Source organism: Algimonas arctica (assembly GCF_014652695.1).
Classification (GTDB): Bacteria; Pseudomonadota; Alphaproteobacteria; order Caulobacterales; family Maricaulaceae; genus Litorimonas; species Litorimonas arctica.
Window position 1 is genome coordinate 232,629 of record NZ_BMZH01000002.1, and the last position, 21,815, is coordinate 254,443.

The 21,815-nt window shown below is 56.7% G+C and carries 17 protein-coding genes; 8 read left to right on the plus strand and 9 right to left on the minus strand.

Features of this window, described 5'->3' with window-relative positions; all coding sequences use genetic code 11:
• Positions 1-47: 47 nt before the first annotated feature.
• Positions 48-632 (minus strand): TlpA family protein disulfide reductase, encoded by a 585-nt coding sequence (locus IE105_RS03250; protein WP_189495373.1) that lies wholly within the window; start codon positions 630-632, stop codon positions 48-50.
• Here IE105_RS03250 and argH point away from each other — a divergent pair.
• Positions 631-2,043 (plus strand): argininosuccinate lyase, encoded by a 1,413-nt coding sequence (gene argH / locus IE105_RS03255; RefSeq protein ID WP_233353963.1) that lies wholly within the window; start codon positions 631-633, stop codon positions 2,041-2,043. The genes IE105_RS03250 and argH overlap by 2 nt on opposite strands.
• Positions 2,044-2,652 carry a flavin reductase family protein gene (locus IE105_RS03260; protein WP_189495375.1) on the plus strand — a complete coding sequence of 203 codons (609 nt, stop codon included), beginning with the start codon at positions 2,044-2,046 and terminating at the stop codon, positions 2,650-2,652.
• A 4-nt stretch (positions 2,653-2,656) separates the two neighbouring features.
• Here the strand turns inward: IE105_RS03260 and glgB are convergent, their stop codons facing one another.
• Positions 2,657-4,840 carry a 1,4-alpha-glucan branching protein GlgB gene (gene glgB / locus IE105_RS03265; RefSeq protein ID WP_189495377.1) on the minus strand — a complete coding sequence of 728 codons (2,184 nt, stop codon included), beginning with the start codon at positions 4,838-4,840 and terminating at the stop codon, positions 2,657-2,659.
• Positions 4,841-7,312, minus strand: coding sequence for a glycogen/starch/alpha-glucan phosphorylase (locus IE105_RS03270; protein WP_233353964.1), 2,472 nt, complete (start codon positions 7,310-7,312; stop codon positions 4,841-4,843).
• 212 nt (positions 7,313-7,524) lie between these two features.
• Between IE105_RS03270 and glgC the strand changes: the two genes are divergently transcribed.
• Genes glgC through IE105_RS03290 form a run of 4 tightly spaced genes read left to right on the plus strand, consistent with a single transcriptional unit; the run spans position 7,525 to position 15,676 of the window.
• Positions 7,525-8,796: a glucose-1-phosphate adenylyltransferase gene (glgC, locus tag IE105_RS03275; protein WP_189495380.1), complete on the plus strand. Its 1,272-nt coding sequence runs from the start codon at positions 7,525-7,527 to the stop codon at positions 8,794-8,796.
• 6 nt (positions 8,797-8,802) lie between these two features.
• Positions 8,803-10,254: a glycogen synthase GlgA gene (gene glgA / locus IE105_RS03280; RefSeq protein WP_189495382.1), complete on the plus strand. Its 1,452-nt coding sequence runs from the start codon at positions 8,803-8,805 to the stop codon at positions 10,252-10,254.
• Positions 10,251-14,021 (plus strand): glycogen debranching protein GlgX, encoded by a 3,771-nt coding sequence (glgX, locus tag IE105_RS03285; protein ID WP_189495384.1) that lies wholly within the window; start codon positions 10,251-10,253, stop codon positions 14,019-14,021. The genes glgA and glgX overlap by 4 nt, the downstream gene beginning before the upstream one ends.
• A 32-nt stretch (positions 14,022-14,053) precedes the next feature.
• The gene (locus IE105_RS03290) at positions 14,054-15,676 is read left to right on the plus strand and encodes an alpha-D-glucose phosphate-specific phosphoglucomutase (protein WP_189495386.1); all 1,623 of its coding nucleotides are present in this window, start codon (positions 14,054-14,056) and stop codon (positions 15,674-15,676) included.
• Between the two features lie 20 nt (positions 15,677-15,696).
• On the opposite strand, the gene IE105_RS03295 is transcribed toward IE105_RS03290, so the two are convergent.
• The 3 genes from IE105_RS03295 to IE105_RS03305 form a co-directional block, all read right to left on the minus strand.
• Positions 15,697-16,335: a helix-turn-helix domain-containing protein gene (locus IE105_RS03295; RefSeq protein WP_189495387.1), complete on the minus strand. Its 639-nt coding sequence runs from the start codon at positions 16,333-16,335 to the stop codon at positions 15,697-15,699.
• 116 nt (positions 16,336-16,451) lie between these two features.
• Positions 16,452-17,036: a response regulator transcription factor gene (locus IE105_RS03300; protein WP_189495390.1), complete on the minus strand. Its 585-nt coding sequence runs from the start codon at positions 17,034-17,036 to the stop codon at positions 16,452-16,454.
• Positions 17,033-18,175 carry a PAS domain-containing sensor histidine kinase gene (locus IE105_RS03305; protein ID WP_189495392.1) on the minus strand — a complete coding sequence of 381 codons (1,143 nt, stop codon included), beginning with the start codon at positions 18,173-18,175 and terminating at the stop codon, positions 17,033-17,035. The genes IE105_RS03300 and IE105_RS03305 overlap by 4 nt, the downstream gene beginning before the upstream one ends.
• 114 nt (positions 18,176-18,289) lie before the next feature.
• Between IE105_RS03305 and IE105_RS03310 the strand changes: the two genes are divergently transcribed.
• Positions 18,290-18,673: a hypothetical protein gene (locus IE105_RS03310; RefSeq protein ID WP_189495394.1), complete on the plus strand. Its 384-nt coding sequence runs from the start codon at positions 18,290-18,292 to the stop codon at positions 18,671-18,673.
• Entirely contained in the window at positions 18,670-18,909 is a 240-nt protein-coding gene (locus IE105_RS03315; RefSeq protein ID WP_189495396.1) for a hypothetical protein, read from the plus strand. The genes IE105_RS03310 and IE105_RS03315 overlap by 4 nt, the downstream gene beginning before the upstream one ends.
• A gap of 51 nt (positions 18,910-18,960) precedes the next feature.
• On the opposite strand, the gene ccoS is transcribed toward IE105_RS03315, so the two are convergent.
• The 3 genes from ccoS to IE105_RS03330 are packed head-to-tail and all read right to left on the minus strand — an operon-like array spanning position 18,961 to position 21,811.
• Positions 18,961-19,113, minus strand: coding sequence for a cbb3-type cytochrome oxidase assembly protein CcoS (gene ccoS / locus IE105_RS03320; RefSeq protein ID WP_189495398.1), 153 nt, complete (start codon positions 19,111-19,113; stop codon positions 18,961-18,963).
• Complete coding sequence (locus tag IE105_RS03325) at positions 19,110-21,311, minus strand: heavy metal translocating P-type ATPase (protein ID WP_189495400.1); 2,202 nt, start codon at positions 21,309-21,311, stop codon at positions 19,110-19,112. Before IE105_RS03325 ends, ccoS begins: the two co-directional genes overlap by 4 nt.
• Complete coding sequence (locus IE105_RS03330) at positions 21,308-21,811, minus strand: FixH family protein (protein ID WP_189495402.1); 504 nt, start codon at positions 21,809-21,811, stop codon at positions 21,308-21,310. The genes IE105_RS03325 and IE105_RS03330 overlap by 4 nt, the downstream gene beginning before the upstream one ends.
• Between the last annotated feature and the right edge of the window lie 4 nt (positions 21,812-21,815).

Genomic DNA, 21,815 nt, shown 5'->3' on the forward strand with positions numbered 1-21,815 from the left:
GCGGACAAAGCGGCGATTCGTTCCGTCGGCAGGACAATCGGTCGCGGCTACTGACCCATCAAATAGTCGACCAGCGCGAGGGCTTCATCGCTCGCCCAATCGGCCTCACCGGGCAGGCGCGCCAATTCTCGGCCATATTCATCATAGAATATTGACGTGGGGAGGCCCGGCAACGCGAGGCGAGAACTGATGGCGAACGTCCCGTCATGGATCAGCGGGAGGTCGCTCAAGCCTGTCCGGTCATAAAAGTCCTGCGCGGCCGCCATTTGACGGTCGAGGCTAATCGGAACGACGGCAAAATTATCCCCCCCGCGCAAACGCTGCAACGCGTCCAAGCTCGGCATTTCCACGACACACGGCGCGCACCACGTCGCCCAGACATTGACCAAAACCACTTTGCCGTGGAAATCCGCCAGGCTCACCTCGCCGTCTGGTGTCGTCAAACGAAGGTTGGGCTGTGTTGGCGGGGCCTCCAGTGAGGTCAGTTTGGACAAAGACTCTACCGCAAAGCGGTCCAATGCGCCCGCTGGCGCTTGGCAGGCCTTCACGGCGACGACGCTAAAGGCTAGGAGGCCGCCAAAGATCATCAGTTTGATCGCATTGGCCAGAGAGAAGTGGGACGCAGAGAACATGAGTAGTGAAATAGGTGATAACGCCCCTAAAGGCCAGAGCATGTGGGGCGGACGTTTTAGCGCACGGCCATCAGACATTATGCAGGCCATCAATGCCTCCATCGGGTTTGATCAAAAACTCGCCGAAGAAGACATTACCGGCTCAAAAGCCCATGCCACCATGCTCGCCAAGCAAGGCATTATCACCGACGCGGATCGCGACGCAATTTTAGGCGGGCTTGATGCGATACTGGCTGAAATCAACGCAGGCCAGTTTCCCTTCTCTGAAGAATTAGAAGACATTCACCTGAACGTCGAAGCCCGGTTGAAAGACCGCATCGGCGAAGCGGGCGGGCGGCTGCACACGGGGCGGTCACGCAATGACCAAGTGGCGACGGATTTCCGCCTCTGGACCCGCAAATCGCTTGACCTGTTCGACACGCTGCTGACAGATTTGATGGCCGCACTGTTAGATCAGGCGGATGAGCACGCCGCGACGATAATGCCCGGCTTCACCCACCTCCAAAGCGCGCAGCCCGTCACCTTCGGTCATCACATGCTGGCCTATCTGGAGATGTTTGCGCGCGACCGAGGTCGGATGCGCGATTGTCGCGTGCGCATGAACGAAAGCCCGCTTGGCGCAGCCGCGCTCGCCGGAACTCCCTATCCGATTGACCGCGACATGACGGCCGAAGCCCTCGGCTTTGATCGCCCGATGGCGAACTCGCTGGATGCTGTGTCGGCGCGCGATTTCGCGCTCGAAGCGCTGGCCGCCGCCTCCATTTGCGCGACGCATTTATCGCGTCTGGCCGAAGAAATGGTGATTTGGACCAGTGCGCAATTCCGTTTCATTGCCCTCACGGACGCCTTTACGACGGGAAGCTCTATCATGCCGCAAAAGCGCAATCCGGACGCCGCCGAGCTGGTTCGCGCTAAAGTCGGACGGATTATGGGCAGCCTGACCGCGCTGATGATCGTCATGAAAGGTCTACCGCTCGCCTATTCCAAGGACATGCAAGAAGATAAAGAACCTGTGTTCGAGGCGTTCGAATCGCTCGAATTAGCCTTGCGCGCCATGGCGGGTATGGTGCGCGATATGACGCCCAATGAGGCTCGATTAGCCGAGGCGGCGGGGGCTGCGTTTAGCACCGCAACCGATCTGGCTGACTGGTTGGTTATGACACTCAACATGCCGTTCCGCGATGCCCACCACGTCACGGGCCGAATTGTCGCCATGGCAGAAAGCCAAGACCTGACCCTGTCAGAGCTTGATCTTGGCGATATGCAGGGCGTCGAGGCGGGCATTACGCAGGACATTTTCTCCGTCCTCACCCCACTCGCGTCAGCTACCAGCCGCACCAGCTATGGCGGCACCTCGCCGATCCGGGTCCGCGAACAAGTGGCACGGTGGCGGGCGGCCTTGAGCAAATAAATGAAACGGTTTTCGGCCGCGGATATTTCGGCGTCGACAGCCTATCGGCTGCTTACATCGACCATCGTCCCGCGCCCTATTGCGTTCGTGACGACGGTTGATGCGCAGGGTCGGGTCAATGCAGCGCCGTTTAGCTTTTTCAACGCTGTCGGCAGCGCCCCGCCAACCGTGGTTCTCGGGTTTCAGCCGAATGCCGACGGCTCCCAGAAAGACACGCCTAATAATATTGTCGCCACGGGTGAATTTGTCGTCAATTTGGTCGATATGGCGTTGGCAGAAAAGATGAGCGCGGCGTCCGCGTCTCTGCCGCCGGGTGTCAGCGAAGTTGAGCATGTTGGGCTGGACATAGCGCCGTCAGTCAATGTCATGCCGCCCCGATTATCCGACGCGCCCGTCGCGATGGAATGCCGCCTGACCCATGATAATCCGCTGTCCGGAGGCGGCCGCGTGATATTGGGCGAAGTCTTGGAGTTTCACATTCGCGACGCAATCATCGAAAGCCTCGATCCTCTGCGCATTGATCTGAACAAGCTCGACACGATCTCCCGCCTCAATGGCCCGCATTATGGGCGCATTCGGGAGCAATTTTCGATTCAGCGACCCCAATAGGCGATCAACTTTTCGGTGAAAACCACACCGTCGCCAGCGGTGGCAAATTTACCGGTAGGCTGTGCGGTTGGCCATGACGCGGGTCTGCCACGGTGTGACGCGCGCCGAGGTTGCCTACACCGGACCCGCCATAGTGAGCCGCGTCCGTATTTAGGACTTCGGTCCATGTTCCTGCCATCGGGACGCCCAGTTTGTAATCGTGACGCGGCACAGGGGAGAAATTGCAAACGCAGAGGAGCGGCGATTGCTTCGCCGCGTCCCAACGCAGGAACGCGATCACATTGTCGGCTTGTGCGCCGCCTTCGACCCATTCGAATCCGGATGGATCGAAATCCAACTCATGCAAGGCAGGGGTGGCGCGGTAGCCTGCATTTAAGTCGCCAACCAATGTCGCGACCCCCTTATGCGGGGCCCGTCCGGCTTGATCCCAGCTTAATTGATCGTCTGCACGCCATTCACCTGTTTGGCCAAATTCACAGCCCATAAACAGGAGTTTTTTACCCGGGTGGGCCCACATAAATCCGTAATAGGCGCGAAGATTGGCGAATTTTTGCCACTCATCCCCCGGCATTTTAGCGATCAAGCTACCTTTGCCATGCACGACCTCATCATGGCTGAGCGGCAATATATAATTCTCTGAAAAGGCGTAATCGATGCCGAAGGTCATCTTGTGATGATGATAGCGCCGATTGATCGGGTCCTCAGACATATATTCGAGCGTGTCATTCATCCAGCCCATGTTCCATTTATAACCGAATCCCAAACCATTATTATCTGTCGGTTGAGAGACGCCGGGCCAAGCTGTGCTTTCTTCCGCGACCGTCATAATGCCGTCGAGCGAGAGATAAGCATCGCGGTTCATGGCCTGCAGGAACGCGACCGCTTCCCAGTTTTGGTTGCCCCCGTCTGCGTTCGGAATCCACTCTCCGTCTTCGCGCGAATAATCGCGGTACAGCATGGAGGCGACCGCATCCACGCGCAGCCCATCCAAATGATATTCTTCTAACCAGAACCGTGCATTGGAAATGAGGTAATTAACGACTTCCTGCCGCCCGAAATTGAAAATTAATGTGTTCCAATCGGGATGAAAGCCCTGTTTGGGGTCGGCATGTTCATAGAGGTGCGTCCCGTCGAATTGCGCCAAACCATGTTCATCACTTGGGAAGTGCGCCGGAACCCAATCGAGCAGCACGCCGATGCCCGCTTGATGAAACGCATCAATAAACGCACGGAAATCCGATGGTGTGCCAAAGCGCGCGGTCGGCGCAAACAGACCAATCGGCTGATAGCCCCAACTGCCATCAAACGGGTGTTCTGTGATGGGCATCAACTCAATATGGGTGAAGCCAAGATTCTGGACATAAGGAATGAGGCGCTCTGCTATGTCGCGATAAGACAGGAAACAATGCGGGGCGTCCCGCTGCCAACTGGAGAGATGAACCTCGTAAATTGAAATTGGCGCATCCCGGCGTTGTTTGGGGGCGCGGCTTTGCATCCAGTCACTATCGCCCCAGTGTCGTGCAGGGAGCGCCCGCACAACCGAGGCGGAGTTCGGGCGGATTTCCGCGCCAAACCCGACGGGGTCGGCTTTATAGGGGCCGGTCGTCCCGCTTTGGTCCCGGATCACATATTTATAGGCTGCGCCGTCGGCGACGCCCGGAATGAAGACTTCCCAAATACCCGACCCCCCGCGCGTCGCCATCGGGTGCTGCACCGCGTTCCAGCCGTTAAAGTCCCCGACAACGGACACGCCTGTTGCGCTGGGCGCCCAGAGCGCAAAGCGCGTTCCAGAGACATCATCCCGGTCCATGATTTGCGCGCCCAGCACACGGTAGAGGTGACGATGACGCCCCTCTGTCAGTAAATGTAGATCCAGACCCCCAATATTCGGCGCAAAAGCATAAGGGTCGGCGGCGCGGTGTGGCGTGTCGCCATAATGCGTGATGAGGTCATAAGCGCCGTTGAGAGCAGACGTTTTAATCCGTCCCTCAAACAGACCGCTGTCGGTGACGCGGGTTAACTCCAACACCGGCTTGCGACCCTTGCGTTTGATGACGTCGACGCGGTCCGCTGCGGGCTTAAACGCACGGATAATCGTCTCCGCCCTGTCAGTATGCGGCCCCAGCAGCGCATAGGGATCGCTCAGTGTGCCAGTCTCAAGCCGGTGGATGAGCGCCCCGTCTGCCACTTATGTGCCAGACATTTTATGCGGGGCCCGCCAAATCTGATCCGCGTAACTCCGGATAGTGCGGTCGGAGCTAAACCAGCCCATGCGCGCCGTGTTTAAGATTGCTTTCTCAAACCAGGCCTCTGCGTTTTGGTACAAACCATCCAATTGCCGTTGCATATCCCAATAGGCTTGGAAATCCGGAATGACTTGGAAATAGTCATGATCCCCGACATTTGTCAGGAAATCGCGATAACGCTCCGTTTCGCCGTCTGAGAATGTCCCGTCGCTCAGCTGGGACATGATTTGCTGCAACATGGGCGAGTTCTTGATGACTTCTGAAGGGCGTGCGCGCCGATGTTGGCGCTCGGCCACTTCGTCCGCCTTCAAGCCGAAGATGAAGATATTATCCTCCCCGACATGGTCCAGCATTTCAACATTGGCCCCGTCAAGCGTGCCAATCGTCAACGCCCCGTTGAGCGCAAATTTCATATTGCCCGTACCGGAGGCTTCAAACCCGGCTGTCGAAATTTGTTCCGACAAATCAGACCCGGGAATCAGGACTTCCGCCATGGAAACATTGTAGTTCGGCAGGAATACGACCTTCAGCTTATCGCCAATATCCGGGTCATTATTGACGACAGCGGCAACATCATTGATCAGTTTGATGATCAGCTTGGCAAAGAAATAGCTTGGCGCAGCCTTGCCCGCAAAAATCTTCACACGCGGCTGCCAGGCAGCCCCCCGCTTCGTGCCCTCCGGATCGGCTTTGATCGCATTATAGAGCGCGATCGCTTCCATAATATTCATATGCTGGCGCTTATATTCGTGAATGCGCTTAATCTGCGTATCGAAGATCGCGTCCGTGTTGAGCGTTATCCCGGTCCGCTCCTGCACCATATCGGCGAGACGCTGCTTATTCGCGGATTTCACCGCGCGATAGGCTTTCTGAAACGCCGCATCGGTCGCAAGCGGCGCGATCTTTTGTAACTGCTCGAGATCATCGATCCAGCCATCGCCAATCTGTTCCGTTATCAACCCGGCTAAACCGGGATTACATTCGAGCAGCCAGCGACGCGGCGTAACGCCGTTAGTCTGGTTGATGATCTTGTCCGGGTACATAGTATGCAGATCGTGAAACACCGTTTGCTTCATCAGCTCTGTATGCAGCGCCGAGACGCCGTTGACTTTGCGCGAGCCAATGAAGGCCAAATTGCCCATCCGCACCCAATCCTGCTGATGCGGGTGGATGACCTGAATGCCGGCAATGATGTGGTGGTCGAGGCCCTTAGCCATCGCTTCCTGATAGAAATGACCGTCGATCATATTGATGATCTGCAAATGGCGCGGAAGGATGTGTTCGAACAGATCTTTGGGCCATTTTTCCAGCGCTTCAGGCAGCAGCGTGTGGTTCGTGTAGTGCAAAGTCTCGCGGGTAATTTCGAGCGCGCGCTCAAACGTATAACCATGCAGATCCATCAAAATCCGGATCAGTTCCGGCACGGCAATGGCGGGATGCGTGTCATTCAACTGCACCGCGACATGATCGCCTAGATTATCGAGGTTATCATAGTTGGTGAAAAAGCGGCGCAACATGTCTTGCAGTGACGCGGAGGTAAAGAAGACTTCTTGTTTCAAACGAAGCTCCCGACCCTGCGGCGTATGATCGCCCGGATAGAGAACCTTAGAGATCGTTTCTGCCAACACTTGCTGGCGCGCGGCGGCCATAAAGTCACCATCGTTGAACGTGTCGAGGTTCATCATGCCGGATTGACGCGCGCTCCAAAGACGCAGCGTATTAACGTGATCGCCTTCCCAGCCCGCAATCGGCATATCAAACGCGACCGCTTGAACCGACTCTGCTGGCGTCCAGGTCGCTTTGCCGTCTGCGTCATGGGTCACATGTCCGCCAAAGCCGATTTCATAAACCACTTCAGGGCGGCGGAATTCCCAGCTATTGCCTTCGAACAACCAGTCTTCCGGCTCTTCCATCTGCCACCCGTCTTCGAGTGTTTGGCGGAAAATGCCGTGTTGGTAGCGGATGCCATAGCCCATGCCAGCCACGCCCGTCGTGGCCATACTATCCATAAAACAAGCCGCCAATCGTCCGAGCCCACCATTGCCCAGCGCCGCGTCTTGTTCGGCGTGCAGCACAGTCTCGACATCAAGACCTTGCGACGCGATGAACTCTTTCGCTTCGCTCAGCAGGCCCAGATTGGTCAGGTTATCTTCGAGCATTCGCCCGATCATGAATTCCATCGAGAGATAATAGACGCGCTTTTGCTGGCGCGCATAAACGTGCCGCGTCGTATCGATCCAGCCTTCGACCATACGGTCGCGTACGGCGAGAGACACAGCAACATTCCAATCGCGCGCTTCGGCGTGGGTTTTATCCTTGCCCACGGAATATATGAGGTGGCGCAACACAACATCACCAAAAGGCTCATCATGCAGGTCTTTGGCGTCGTCAATTTTGTGTTTTATCGTTGTCATCATCGATCCTTACGATGATTTTGCGGCTCTGAATAGCGGAAGCGGCGAGAATCTGACAACGCTGTCATCAAGACTGCATAATTATCAGGCGATTGATGCAGTTTGAGGCGTTTTCGGCGGGATAATTTGTCAAACCAGCGAAAAAGCCTTTAGGCCAAGCCCGCCAATTATGCTTAAGTTACCCCATAAGATAAAAAGAACAGCGAGGGTGCATGGTACAAACAAAGGCATTTGGGTCTAATCGCCGACTGGGCGAAAAGACATTGGCCATGGTTTTGGCGGGAGGACGCGGGTCACGCCTCAAGGACCTAACCGAAATTCGCGCCAAGCCCGCCGTCTATTTCGGCGGCAAGTTCCGCATCATCGATTTCGCTTTGTCGAACGCCATGAATAGCGGCATCAAACGTATCGCCGTCGCCACGCAGTATAAGCAACACAGCCTCATCCGCCATTTACAACGCGGCTGGAATTTCTACCGCGCCGAACGCAATGAGTCCTTTGATATTATGCCGGCCTCACAGACGATGTCTGATGACCGCTGGTATGAAGGCACCGCTGACGCGGTTTATCAAAACATTCCCATCATCGAAAGTTATGAAAACGTCGAATACATCGTCGTTCTTGCGGGCGATCATATCTATAAAATGGATTATGAGCTAATGCTGGAAGAGCATGTGACGTCTGGCGCAGATGTCACGGTCGGCTGTCTTGAAGTCTCGAAGAAAGACGCTCAGGCTTTTGGCGTGATGCATGTCGATGAAAATGACGTGATCACCGATTTCTTGGAGAAACCCTCTGATCCGCCGACCATTCCCGGCATGACAGATGTCTGCCTCGCCTCCATGGGCATTTACGTCTTCACTAAAGAGTTTCTATTCCAACAACTCAAACGCGATGCGGCAGATCCGGAAACGGACCGCGATTTCGGCAAAAACATCATTCCCTACATCGTCAAACACGGCAAAGCGCAAGCCCACCGCTTTACGAAATCATGCGTCCGCTCTGCGGGCGAAGAGGAGGCCTATTGGCGCGATGTCGGCACGGTCGACGCCTATATGGAAGCTAATCTGGACCTCTGTTCCCTCGAACCAGCGCTCAACTTATATGACAAAGACTGGCCGATCTGGACCTATTCGGAACTCGCTCCGTCCGCGAAATTCATCCATGATGAGGTCGGAAGGCGCGGCCATGCGGTCAATTCTCTGGTGTCGGCGGGGTGTATCGTGTCCGGCGCGCGGGTTGATCAAAGCCTGTTATTCACCAGCGTCAATGTCCATTCCTATAGCACGCTGAAACGCGCCATCGTATTGCCGGGCGTGGATATTGGCGAAGTGACACAGTTAACCAATGTCGTCATTGATCGCGGCGTGAAAATTCCCAATGGTCTTGCCGTTGGGAATGATGCTGAGCTGGATGCCAAACGCTTCTACCGTACGGAGAACGGCGTCTGCCTGATTACCCAAGCGATGATCGACGCGCTCTAGACACTGATGGCCAAATCCCCGTCCAAAAAACGCATTCTGCATGTCGCGTCAGAAGCTTACCCGCTGATAAAAACAGGCGGGCTGGCTGACGTCGTTGGGGCCTTGCCTTTGGCGCTAGACGCCACAGGGGCCGTGGAAAGTACCGTTTTCCTGCCGGGATTTCCCGCCGTAATGACGGGACTGATCGACGTTAAACTCTACGCCAAAGCGACCGCGTTGGACGGATCCCCCGTGCGGCTCCTGAGCGGCAAAACGCGGACGGGCTTACGGGTTATTGCCGCCGATTGCGCGCCGCTATTTGGCTATGCTGGCAACCCCTACCAAAATGCGGATGGATCGGAACGCGCGGGCAATGGGCTTGCATTTGCCAGTTTCTCAAAGCTCGCTGCCGAGGTCGCAATGGGGATCGGACGGCGCAAAGGTTTTGACGTGTTGCACGCCCATGACTGGCAAGCCGGACTGGCCGCCGCCTATTTGAAAATAGCCCGCGCCCCTGTCACCACAGTGTTCACCATCCATAATCTGGCCTTTCAGGGACTTTTCCCCCGCGCTTTGCTGGATAAAATCAGCCTCCCTTCGTCCGTTTTTCAGGAAGATGGTCTTGAATATTGGGACAAGGTCAGCTGTCTGAAATCCGGGCTCGTCTATAGCGATTGGATCACAACCGTCAGCCCGACCTATGCGCTTGAAATCCAGATGGATGAGAGCGGGATGGGGTTTGCGGGTCTCTTACGAAGTCGCTCTGAACGCTTGCGGGGGGTCCTGAATGGCGTAGATCAAACCGTTTGGAATCCCGCAATTGACGCGGATATAACCACGCCGTTCTCAGCGACCGATTGGTCCGGCAAGGCGATCAATAAACGCGCGCTGCAAGATCAATTAGGTCTGTCCAAAAAAGCCAGCGGCCCGCTGTTCACCATCATCTCGCGCCTGACCGGACAAAAAGGGCTCGACCTTGTACCGGACCTCTTAGACGGGATTGTCGCGCGCGGAGGACAGCTTGCCCTGCTGGGTTCGGGCGACACCGCGATTGAGCGCGCCTTTATGGCTGCGCAAGATCGTCATCCCGATCATATCTCGATTACCATCGGTTATGACGAGCCTTTCGCGCATCAATTACAAGCGGGCGCTGACGCGATCCTTATTCCGTCGCGGTTCGAACCCTGCGGCCTGACGCAGCTTTGCGCCATGCGCTACGGCACGATCCCGGTGACGTCGCGCGTCGGTGGGTTGATGGACACGGTTATCGGCGCAACCCCGGCGAGTGTCGCTAACGGAGCCGCGACTGGTGTAACTTTTTATCCCGTCGGCCCGCACATGCTCTGGGCAGCGATTGACCGAACATTTTCGCTCTTTGCGGACGCACCGGTCTGGAACCGGATGATTGACACCGCAATTGGACAGGACTTCGGCTGGACCTTGCCCGCGCAAGATTATTTGGCGCTCTATACATCATGACAGATTGGCCTTTAGGCGCCGTCCCGACAGAGAGCGGGACGCAGTTTTCCCTCTTTTCTGCCCATGCGACAGCCGTCACGCTCTGCTTATTTGAGGGCGATACTGAAACAGACCGGATCGCGCTGTCCCGCGCAGGTCATATCTGGTCGGTGCATGTGCCCGAAGTCTATGTCGGCCAAGCCTATGGCTACCGCGTGGACGGGCCCTACGCCCCGTCAGATGGCCACCGTTTCAACCCCTATAAATTGCTGATTGATCCCTACGCCAAAGCGCTCCGCGGATCGATTATCGAACATCCATCTATCTATGGCCATATTGGCGACGATGATCTGTCGTTTAACAATCAGGACAGCGCCGCCTATATGCCTAAGGGCGTTGTTACCGCTCCGAACCCACGGCGCGACTGGGTGCGCCCCGCGACGCCGTGGGCTGACACGCTGATTTACGAAGCCAATGTCAAAGGGCTGACGCAAAACCACCTCGCCGTAAAACCCGCCCTGCGCGGAACGGTTGAGGCTTTGGCCAATCCGGCTCTGATCGGGCATCTTACAGATCTCGGCGTGACGGCGTTGGAGCTACTGCCGCTGCAGCAATTCCATTCCGAGCCACACCTGACAAAAATGGGCTTGTCTAATTATTGGGGCTATAATCCGATCAACTATTTCACCCCGCATGGGGCCTATTTGGGCCGCGCGGGCAAAGAGGGAATGCGCAGCGGCGTCCGCGCGTTACACGCGGCGGGCATCGAGGTCATTTTGGACGTTGTTTATAACCATACGGCGGAAAGCTGGCGGTATGGTCCGACCCTCTCCTATAAGGGAATCGACAACGCCTCCTATTATGCACTGCAAAATGACAGCCGATTTTATGTCAATCATACAGGCACGGGCAACATGCTCGATATGCGCAGCGAGGCCGTGCGCGATTTGACGCTGGCAAGCTTACGCCATTGGGTGACAGAATTTGGCATCGACGGGTTTCGCTTTGATCTGGCCCCGACCTTAGGGCGCATGGGCCAAGGGTTCGATGCCGCCGCACCCTTGTTCAAATCCATTAAGAACGACCCGATCTTATCGAGCGTGAAACTGATTGCAGAGCCGTGGGATATCGGTCCGCATGGCTACCAACTCGGGCGGTTCCCGAATGGTTGGGCGGAATGGAATGACGAGTACCGCGATGCGCTGCGTAGCTTCTGGCGTGGGGACGCGCATGCGCATCAGTCGCTGGCGGGCAAGCTGCTTGGGTCCTCAGAGCGCTTTGACCATAATGATCGAAACGTGTGGAGTTCGGTGAATTTCCTCGCCGCGCATGACGGCTTTACCTTGCATGACACCGTTAGCTTTAACGACAAGCATAACGGCGCCAATGGCGAGGATAATCGCGACGGGCACGGACATAATCTCTCGGACAATATGGGCGTGGAAGGCCCGACCGATGACCCCCAAATCATTGCGCGGCGCCGCGACCGGAAAGTCGCCATGGTCGCGACACTGCTGCTGAGCCAAGGCACACCAATGCTACTGGCCGGTGATGAATTCGGGCAGAGCCAGAACGGTAATAATAACGCCTATTGTCAGGACAATGTCACGACGTGGCTGGATTGGGACGTGGCGGATCCTGAGCTCATCCGACAGGTCCAAACCCTGAGTGCGCTGCGCCGCCGCTACCCGCATTTTCGTCAAAGTCAGTTCCTGCATGGACAACCGCTCGAAAGCTCCGCTTTTCCCGATGTGCAATGGATCACGCCAGACGGGAAACTGATGTCCGTCGCCGACTGGGAACAACCGGATCGCCCCTGTCTGGGATTGGCCCTCGCCATGACGGATGAGCCGACAGTGGCCGTCTTTTTTAATCGCGGCGCGACAACGCACATCACCTTATCGGAACACTGGGCGCCTGTTTTTGGCACGCGCGAACTGAGCGGTGACGCGGTCGCTGTTTTCGAGCTGCCCGTCACGCACGTCCCGGATTGGGAGCGTCATGCCCGGATCACCGCTCACGCAAAAGCATCCGGACTACATGAGGGCTTCCGCGATATATCGGGTCATTGGCATGCCATGACAGACGTAACGCGAGATGCACTTTTGACGGCGCTGGACATTGATTTGACAAGACCCGTCCTTCAATCATCCAACCAGACCCAAGATAATGACACGCCGATCGCCACTGTCTTTGGGGCAGAAAAACTAACCACGCTCGGCGGCGTCTGGGGCGTCACGACCGCGCTCTATGCGCTGCATAGCCAACAGAGTTGGGGCATCGGAGATTTCGAAACACTGGCGCAACTGGCGGAAGGCTTGGCCCCGACCGGATGTGATTTTATCGGCATCAATCCCGTCCACGCCCTGTTTCCCGGCGCGCCGCATTTGTTCGCGCCTTATTCCGTCTCGTCGCGTGAATTCCTCAACATCATGCATATCGCACCGGATCAATTGCCTGAATGGGAGGGATCAAAACCTGAGATTTCCACCCCGGAATTCGTTGATTACGCGACAGTCTATACAGCGAAATCAGCTGCCTTTGCGCGTGCCTTTTCGTCCTTTTGTTCCCTGCCTGACGACCACCCCCGCCAGATAGCTTTTAGCGCCTACAAGCTGTTGCGCGGCGCGGCGCTATCGCAGCACGCGCTCTATGATGTGTTGTTCGAGCAATTGCCCGAAGAACGCCAAACCTATGCCGGATGGCGGAACTTTGCGCCAGACTTGCACGATCCGCAAAGCGCGGCCTGCGCAGATTTTGCGGCGGCGCATGCGGTCCGGATTGACTATTACGCTTACCTTCAATGGAACGCGGAGTTGCAGTTGGCTGACGCGCAAGCCCGCGCTAAAACCGCCGGAATGCGAATTGGACTCTACCTCGATTTGGCGGTCGGCGTGGTCCCGGGCGGATCGGATGTCTGGCGCAACCGCGGCGCTTTCGCGGCCAATATGAGCCTCGGCGCGCCGGGGGATGCAGCCAATCCTGTGGGTCAGCGCTGGGACTTACTGCCGCTTCGGCCCGATCGTTTCGAAGACGCCCAACCCGCTGATCGCGCCTTTCGCGCCGCGTTACGCGCCGTCATGACCCACGCCGGCGCTGTTCGCATTGACCATGTCTTGGGCCTGTCGCGAAGCTTCTGGATCCCTGAGGACGCCCCCGGCGGTTACGTCACCTACCCGTTTGCACGCCTGATGCAGATTATCAGCGAAGAATCCCGTGCGACGTCCTGCATTATCTTTGGGGAAGATCTCGGTACCGTGCCAGACGGCTTCCGCGCGCAAATGGCGGCGTATGACCTACTCGGCTGTTCGGTACAGATGATCGAACGCGGCCATCGCGGCGAAATGTTGCCCCGCGACGCCGCACGTCAGTTGGCCATGAATGCCTGGTCCAATCATGACTTCCCCACGGTCGCGGGCTTTTGGACAGAACGCGATCTGGCCTGGCGCGAGCAATTAAACATTGGGCGAGACAGCCTGCCGTGGGAGCGCGAACAACGCGCGCGTGATCGACAGGCGATGGCAGAGATGACCGGTCTTCCCGACACGCCCGCCCATTTGAAGGGTGAGCATATGGCCGCGTTACAAGCCTATCTCGCCACCGGGCCTTCGCTGGCCTTCGCAGTGCAATTGGACGATTTATTGCTTTCTGAAGATCAACCCAATGTTCCCGGCACGACATCAGAGCAACCCAATTGGCGACGACGCACGCCGCTGTCGATCGAAGCGTTGCTGAATGACGCTGACGCGCTTACCATACTTCATGCGATTGCCGCCGCCCGTCCGTAGTAGGCCCGGCTTTTAGACACAAAGATCCTATTATGACTGACGTTCAAACCACGCGCTATGATGACCAAAAACCCGGCACATCAGGCTTGCGTAAGACCGTGAGCGTCTTCAAACAGCCGCATTATTTGGAGAACTTCGTCCAAGCGATCTTTGATTGCGTACCCGAGCTCAAAGGCGGGCTTCTGATCCTTGGCGGTGACGGGCGTTATCATAATGATGTCGCCATTCAGACGATCCTGCGGATTGCTGCCGCCAATGGCGTGGCCAAAGTGATGGTCGGGAAAGACGGTATTCTCTCGACGCCCGCTGTCTCCAACATGATCCGTCAATATGGGGCGAACGGCGGCTTTGTTTTGTCGGCGAGCCATAACCCCGGTGGGCCAGACGGTGATTTCGGGATTAAATATAATGTGTCCAATGGCGGACCGGCCGCGACGTCTCTCACCGATGCCGTTTTCGAGCGGACCAAAGTGATGGAACATTATCAAATCGCAGACGGGCATGTCGATCTAAGCACGCTTGGCCATTCGAACCTAGGCGCGATGGCCGTGAGCGTGTTTGATCCCGTAACCGATTATGCGGACCTGATGGAAACCCTGTTTGATTTCGAAACAATTCGGCGGTTTCTCACGAGCGACCTCTCCCTGATATTCGATGCGATGCATGCCGTGACGGGACCCTACGCGCAGGAAATATTTGTACGCCGCCTTGGCGTGAATTCAGACGCGCTCATGAACGCGACACCCCTGCCTGATTTTGGGGGCGGTCATCCGGACCCGAACCCCGTTTACGCCAAGGCACTATTCGACCGAATGTTTGGCGATGACGCGCCCGATTTTGGCGCGGCGTCTGATGGCGACGGCGACCGCAACATCGTCTTGGGACGCGGCGTTTATGTCAGCCCGTCGGACAGCCTCGCGGTCATCACGGCCAACGCCCACCTCGCCCCCGCCTATCGGGATGGAATCAAAGGCGTCGCACGGTCTATGCCCACGAGCCGCGCCTCCGATGTCGTCGCCGCTGCCATGGGCATTGAGAGCTTTGAGACTCCAACCGGGTGGAAATATTTCGGCAACCTCTTGGATGCAGGCCGCATCACCGTCTGCGGTGAGGAAAGCGCCGGGACGTCATCTGATCATGTGCGAGAGAAAGATGGGCTGTGGGCGATTTTGATGTGGCTTAACATCCTCGCCGTCCGTCGATTGAGCGTCCAAGACATCCTGACCGACCATTGGGCCACCTATGGGCGTCATTATTACAGTCGCCATGATTATGAGTCCGTCGCCGCCGATAAAGCCGAAGACGTCATGGCGCGACTACAAGGCCAACTCACAACCCTGCCCGGAACAACGCTCCGTAAGGAAACGATCAGCGCCGCCGACAGTTTCACCTATCACGACCCGATCGATGGATCTGTGACTGAGAACCAAGGCCTTCGCGTTATGTTTGAAAGCGGGTCGCGCTTTGTCATGCGCCTGTCCGGCACCGGCACAGCCGGGGCGACATTACGGCTCTATCTCGAAGCCTATGAACCCAAAGATGGCGACCATCATGCGGACCTTTCCAAACGGCTGGAGCCCATTGCGGCCATCGCTGAAGACTTAACGAATTTACGCCAGACTGTTGGACGCGACGGGCCCTCGGTCGTGTCTTAAAGGGTCCTGAGGCGCGCCGACTAAGCCGCCATCATACCGGCACATCTCCGCAGTCCGTCAAACCGATTGATCTGCGCGGTATGTGTGTCCGGCAGACCGATCAGGCCAAGACTTTTAAGCTCATTCAAGCGTCGGCTCACGGTTTCACGCGAAAGGCCGAGGTAATCGGCTATATCGAGCCGCGACATCGGCAAACTAACCTCAAGACCGTCGGCATTCGGACCTTGGCGCCGCAAACGCCGGTCCGCCAACATAACGAGGAACGCCGCAACCCGTGCTTCCGAGGATGTTTTGGTGAGGGTCATCATCAGGTTCTGCGTGTCTTCGATCTTGCGGAAACTATGGTTCATGATTTGGGCGCGCAGCCCAGCATCGGTTTCCAGCGCTGAAATCGACACACTTTGAATGCCTGCGCTGGTGACAGTCACCGCCCCATCCATATGGTCGCCATGCGGCGACAGACCGAAAAACTCACCTTCGGTGCAAAACCCGGTGATCTGACGGCGGCTATCTTCGAGCAAGCGGAACGTCATCACGACACCGCTATTGACCCGGAAAATACGTGTGGCGCTATCGCCTTGGTGATAGATCGGCGTCTTGTCCGGATAGACCCGGATCGTGCCAAAACCATTGTGCGCGTCGTGTATGTCGGTTTGCATGGTCACTTTCCCGTTTGACGAGACCTGTTTAGGTCACGCCGGGAATCAATGTCAGTGCGGTATTTTACGTACGTAATTCTACGCAGACGCGCCAATTTGCATCGGCCACATCGCGCTCAAACTTGCATCACCAATTTCACGAGATCCGCGAGTGAGCGGATACCGAGCTTGGACATGAGCCGCGCGCGGTGTGTTTCCACAGTCCGGACCGACACCCCAAGCTCATGCGCGATAATTTTATTCGGTTTTCCGTCTGACAGCAGCTGCGCCACTTCGCTTTCCCGCGGTGTTAACGCGGCCAACGCATCGCGTGCGTCGTGAGGGCTCGGCGTAAGGTCCCCAGACTGACCTAAGTGATTAATCGCATCAATAATGCGACTGGCAACAAAGGGTTTTTCGACAAAATCATTCGCGCCAATTTGCATCGCTTTTACCGCCAAGGGGATGTCGCCGTGACCACTGATCATAATCACGGGAACTGACGGCGCGCGCGCGCGAACATAGGCCAAAGTTTCCAGACCATCACGGCCCGGCATCCGCACATCCAAGATCAATATGGCCTCATCAAGCGATGGGTTTTCGGCAATATGAATATCGCCAGACGCGAATGTCTGCACAGAATAACCGCTCGTTTCGAGGAGTAGCTCGAGTGACTCGCGGACCTGATCATCGTCATCGATAATGTGAATGACCGGACTCATTGAGTGGACGCCTTATCAATCAGGCATTGCGGCAAGGTAAAACTAAAAGTCGCGCCCGCCATGTCATTTTCGGCGGCCCAGATACGGCCGCCATGGGCACGCACAATAGACCGACTAATGGATAAGCCGACACCGAGTCCGCCGCTCTTGGTCGAGGTAAAAGCCGTAAACAAGTCGGGCAGTATGTCAGTGGATAATCCGATCCCCGTGTCCGACACGCTAATTCGAACCATATCATTATGCTCACCGTCGGCCGTGACTGTGATCGACAATTTCTTTTGCTCACTATCGACCATGGCTTCACAACCATTTCGGATCAGATTGACCAGCACTTGCTGAATTTGGACAGTATCGCCGCGCACGCGGGTCACAGTCGTGTTGAGAGTCCGAACGACCTCAATCCCTGTGTCTCGAAACTTCGAGAGACTGAGCAGGAGCGAGTCCTCAAGCGCCTGTTCAAGGTCAACTGTCTCTAAGTTGACATCGCCGCGCTCAATAAAGGTTCGCATCCGCGAAATAATTTCAGCCGCACGATTATTTTGGTCCAGCGCGCGATCCAAGACCGGAACGAGCTTATCCTCTCGGTCCTCAATGCGGCCTGCCAATATCTTTGCGGTCTCAATATAATTTGCGGTTGCGGCCAAAGGTTGGTTGATTTCATGGGCAATGGCGGCTCCCATCTCGTTCATCGCGGCGACGCGAGAGAGATGGAAGTGTCGGGCCTGCAGCGCATCAAATTCGGCTTCGCGCCGATGGCGGTCCGTCAGGTCACGGATGATGCCTATGAATAGGCGCGGCCCGTTTTGACCCATTTCACCGACAGCGAGACTCATCGGGAAAACATCACCATTCTTGCGTTGGCCTTTGACCTCCCGACCGATGCCAATGATCTTTTTCTTCCCGGTCTTGATATAGTCGCCGATATAATCATCATGTTCTGAGTGGTAAGGTTCGGGCATCAGAACCTTCACATTCAACCCCATCAGGTCAGCGGCGCTATAGCCGAAAATCGCTTCACCCGCCGGGTTAATCAACTGAATGGCCCCCGTGAAATCAATTACGATGGCGCCGTCCACCAGCGTGTTCATGACAGCCTTCAGCCCGGATGATGGTCCAGACATTAAAAGAGATAAGGTCATGTCGTTCATGTCCATGCGGGCCATATCGGCCGAGTTTTACGTAGCAACGTGACCCGTGTCACAATCCGAGGCCACATTCAAACTAGGGAAGATTAATCCGCAAGGCTTCTTTCCATGTCGCTCACCGCCGCACAACCCGTCATCTATATGGTCGACTGCCACTCAGCGGCTCTCGCCTCTATGTGCCCTCTATTAGAAGCCAGCGGTCGGCCTGTCTTCAGAGTCGAGGATGCCGACCGTTTTTCCCATGATGTTCTGTCGCACCGAACGGTCCGGTCCTGCGATACCATGATCATGGATATGGATAGGGGTGGACCAACGATCTTTCGTCTGCTCAATTTAATCATGCACGTTCAGGATCGCCCCTGCATTGTGCTGATGGCCAGTGAAAATGCGCCGATCGGTAATAATGACAGCTTTCCGCAAGATCGGCTCCATATCCTGCGTCATCCCGCGACACCGCAACAACTGATTGAATTGCTGGATGCGGACCTATGAGTAGCGGGGCATTAGGCGTGGGCTTGATTGCTTTTGCGGTGCTTTTGCCGAGCCTGCCTTCGCCACCCGGGTCACAGTTTATCGAGGCCCGCCTGTGTGCGTCCGGACGGATCATTCGGATTGAGCTGCCCGGTCAAGACACACCTGACAAACAAGTCCCTATGCCGTGCCATGCCGTATGCGCGCGCGATAATGATGGCCCTGTCAAAACCCCAAAGAAAGACCCCAAGGTCTAACGGTCAAAGTTTAAATCCGAGGTCTAATTTCGGGGGGTCTAAGTCCGGACTTTAGGTTAGCGGAAAATCATCGTCGCCCAGCATGCGTTCCGCATCGCCGTCAAGATCATCGAATTGCCCACTTCTTAAGGCCCAGAAAAATGTGCCCAGCGCACTGAAGCCAAGAATAAGCGCAATTGGGATCAGCCAAAGAAGCGACGTCATAATGCGGCCTTACCCTTTTTAATACGCTCGTTTTGTCCCGGATGGGACGGACCTTCGTAATCGCCAACCCGGCGCATGCGCAAAGCATTGAGCGTCACGATCAAAGACGAGGCAGACATCGCAAGAGCGGCGATAAGCGGGGTGACATACCCAAAAATCGCCAGCGGCACGGCCAACATATTATACCCAATCGCCAGTGCAAAATTCTCGACCACGCGCCGTTTAGCCGCGCGCGCGACCTGTATCGCAAATGGCAAGCCCGCCAGTGTATCGCCCTGCAGGACAATGTCAGACGCAGCCCGTGAAATCTCTGTCCCACTCACGAGCGCCGCTGATGCATCCGCATGGGCGAGCGCCGGAGCATCATTTAATCCGTCCCCAACCATCAGGACGGGAATACCCCTATTTTGCAGCGCAGAAATATGCGTGAGCTTCTCAGCCGGTTCGACCCGCGCAGTCACCTGGTCAATTCCAAGTGCATCGCCCACATTTTCGACCGTCTCCGCCGCATCCCCCGAGACAATAGACAGCGTGAGGTTAGCCGCCCTGAGCGCGTTCACTGTCTCTTGCGCCTCACCCCGGATCGGGTCTGCAAGGATAATTTGCAACGGGTCTTGGGCGTCAATTCTGGCCCAGAGACCTGGCCGGTCAAACGATACCCCCCCAACAAAGCGGGCCTGTCCGAGCCGCACGGCATGACCAGAGACTTGGCCCCGGAGACCCTGACCAGACACTTCTTCTACCTCGAGGGCGGACGCAGCTGTCTCGAACTCATGCAGCGCGACAGATGCAGGATGTGTCGAATGCCGCGAGAGGGCCGAGATGAGTGCGAGATCCGGCGCGGGGATAGCCGAGACATCGGCTCGAATCCGGCCTTGCGTGAGCGTGCCCGTCTTGTCGAACACAACATGCCGAACGGTCGCCAGCCGTTCTAGGGCGTCACCGGACCGGATCAGCACACCTTTAGCGAATAACCGTCCGACCGCGACCACCTGCACCGCAGGCACGGCCAACCCAAGCGCGCAGGGACAGGTAATAATCAAGACGGCGATCGCGTTAATAATCGCGGTTCGCGGCGTGCCGCCCGCGATCAACCACCCCACAAACGTCAACAACGCCAAGCTATGCACGACCGGAACATAGGCCCGCGCCGCGCGGTCCGCGAGGCGGACATAGCGCGCCTGCGTCTGCTGGCCCGCTTCGACCATGGCGGTAATATCCGCGAGAAAAGAGTCTGCGCTCGCCTTATGGATTTCGAGGGTCAGCGGTGCGCCGTGATTGATCGTGCCAGAATAGAGCGCGTCGCCCGGACCCACTTTTTGTAAGGCCGTCTCCCCTGTCACTAAGGCCGCATCCAGACGACTTTCGCCCGAGATAACGACACCGTCCGCCGGAATACGCTCCCCCGACGCCACGACGACGATGTCGCCGGGCGCAAGCTCTGTCGTGGGGACCGTTTCAACGCGGTTATCGTCAGTAATGCGCCGCGCATTATGGACTTGCAGCGCCGCCAACTGTCGCGCCGCCAGTCCCGTGCGCGCGCGAAGTCGTGCATCAAGGACTCGGCCCACCAACAATAGAAAAACCAACATCAGGGCGGCGTCGAAATATGTATGCTCTTGGCCTTGCCACGTTTCCCAGAGGCTGAGCCCACAGGCGAGGATAATTGCGAGCGATATCGGGACGTCCATATTCGTCGTTTTGGCGCGAAGCGCTTGCCACGCGGACGCAAAGAAGGGTCGACCTGAAAAGGCTGCAATTGGCAAAGCAATCGCGGCGGAGAGCCAGTGCAGCAGACTTTGTGTGGCCGCGCTCATTTCGCTGCCGCCCGACCAGACAGCGATCGATAAGATCATCACGTTCATCAGGCCAAACGCTGCGGCCGCCATAGCCAGCAACAGTTTACGGGACTGCGCGCGGTCGGCAGCGTCGGCGATGTCAGGAATATAGGGTCCGGCCGAAAACCCCATGTCTTGGAGGTTTTGCGCAAAGCCGTCAGCCCGGTCTGCGGCCCCATGCCACGCCACGTGCAAGCGTGCGGTCGAGAGGTTCATGCGCGCCTCAGTCACGTCTGGCTGGGAGCGCAATCCGTTTTCAATCTTGGCGAGACATCCGCCGCACCGCGCGCCACCAATGACCAAATCAAGCGATGACACATCGCCCGATGTGCGTACGAATGAGGCCAGCGCGACCGTCATCGTAAGTTGAGATCATAGCTAAATTGCAACGCGCCGTCGCTATTCTCGGCCGTCGCTTGCACGGTCCATTGGCCATGCAGCCCCGAAAGGTCAGCGCGTGCGAGGCCGTCGGTGGCGGGCATGAACATCAACGGTCGATCCAATGTTGAATCTGCCGGATGCCGCAAGCGTCCTGTGACAGCGACGCCTTGAAGGGGCAGTCCCGCGCGATCCGCCACAGACACGATGAATGTGCGATCCAGCGCCGTTCCCGTCACATTAATCGACGCCTGCCAGCCCATTTCAGACTGCGCCGCCCGCGCCGCCAATGTTTTATTGTAATCCACCCCCTGCCGGTAAGACTGTTTCACATCTTCGCCACGAAACGACTTCACAGCTGAGGTCGTGAAAACGATGCTGACCGTAATAATAATGCCAAAGAAGACGAGCAGCATGACGAGGACATGTTTGCCCGTCAGTTCGCGAGGTTTTGATCCCTTATGGGCCACAGTTTTGCTCATTATA

Excerpts from the sequence above, each read along its gene's own strand:
- argH (WP_233353963.1), top strand. The coding sequence starts at position 631 with ATGAGTAGTGAAATAGGTGATAACGCCCCTAAAGGCCAGAGCATGTGG.
- IE105_RS03250 (WP_189495373.1), bottom strand. The coding sequence starts at position 632 with ATGTTCTCTGCGTCCCACTTCTCTCTGGCCAATGCGATCAAACTGATG.
- IE105_RS03260 (WP_189495375.1), top strand. The coding sequence starts at position 2,044 with ATGAAACGGTTTTCGGCCGCGGATATTTCGGCGTCGACAGCCTATCGG.
- IE105_RS03270 (WP_233353964.1), bottom strand. The coding sequence starts at position 7,312 with ATGACAACGATAAAACACAAAATTGACGACGCCAAAGACCTGCATGAT.
- glgC (WP_189495380.1), top strand. The coding sequence starts at position 7,525 with ATGGTACAAACAAAGGCATTTGGGTCTAATCGCCGACTGGGCGAAAAG.
- glgA (WP_189495382.1), top strand. The coding sequence starts at position 8,803 with ATGGCCAAATCCCCGTCCAAAAAACGCATTCTGCATGTCGCGTCAGAA.
- glgX (WP_189495384.1), top strand. The coding sequence starts at position 10,251 with ATGACAGATTGGCCTTTAGGCGCCGTCCCGACAGAGAGCGGGACGCAG.
- IE105_RS03290 (WP_189495386.1), top strand. The coding sequence starts at position 14,054 with ATGACTGACGTTCAAACCACGCGCTATGATGACCAAAAACCCGGCACA.
- IE105_RS03295 (WP_189495387.1), bottom strand. The coding sequence starts at position 16,335 with ATGCAAACCGACATACACGACGCGCACAATGGTTTTGGCACGATCCGG.
- IE105_RS03300 (WP_189495390.1), bottom strand. The coding sequence starts at position 17,036 with ATGAGTCCGGTCATTCACATTATCGATGACGATGATCAGGTCCGCGAG.
- IE105_RS03305 (WP_189495392.1), bottom strand. The coding sequence starts at position 18,175 with ATGACCTTATCTCTTTTAATGTCTGGACCATCATCCGGGCTGAAGGCT.
- IE105_RS03310 (WP_189495394.1), top strand. The coding sequence starts at position 18,290 with ATGTCGCTCACCGCCGCACAACCCGTCATCTATATGGTCGACTGCCAC.
- IE105_RS03315 (WP_189495396.1), top strand. The coding sequence starts at position 18,670 with ATGAGTAGCGGGGCATTAGGCGTGGGCTTGATTGCTTTTGCGGTGCTT.
- ccoS (WP_189495398.1), bottom strand. The coding sequence starts at position 19,113 with ATGACGTCGCTTCTTTGGCTGATCCCAATTGCGCTTATTCTTGGCTTC.
- IE105_RS03325 (WP_189495400.1), bottom strand. The coding sequence starts at position 21,311 with ATGACGGTCGCGCTGGCCTCATTCGTACGCACATCGGGCGATGTGTCA.
- IE105_RS03330 (WP_189495402.1), bottom strand. The coding sequence starts at position 21,811 with ATGAGCAAAACTGTGGCCCATAAGGGATCAAAACCTCGCGAACTGACG.